The following is a 373-nucleotide window of genomic DNA, read 5'->3' on the forward strand; positions in this document are numbered from 1 at the left end:
GCTCTACTTCATGCGCAAGGACAGCGCACCGGGCCGCCTGCAAATCGTTGAAGTGGATCTCGCGCGCCTGCTGGCCGACAGTGCAGCAAGCAAGCTGAAGTCCGCCGACACCTACCAGCGCGTGGCAGGCACCACGCCCGCCGAACTGGAAGCGGGCGGCGATATGGCGCTGGATGCGGACGAGGAGTGGGTCTATTTCCGCGTAGGTAAAGCCGAAGCGGCCCGCCACCTCAAGCCCGGCACCAAGGTCGAAGACAACTTCGGTCCTCGCAAAATGGGTGCAGGCCCGAACGGGATCGCCCGCATGAACATCAAGACCGGCGAAATCCGCCATGTGGTGTCGGTGCCATTCCAGATCGGCCACATTCAGGCC

Annotated in this window: 1 pseudogene; it reads left to right on the forward strand. The window is 63.5% G+C overall.

The features are described 5' to 3' along the window. Positions 1-373: pseudogene (locus AB4Z32_RS27860) on the forward strand (hypothetical protein); the annotation flags it as partial.

Source organism: Massilia sp. 2TAF26 (assembly GCF_052115005.1).
Classification (GTDB): domain Bacteria; phylum Pseudomonadota; class Gammaproteobacteria; order Burkholderiales; family Burkholderiaceae_D; genus Telluria.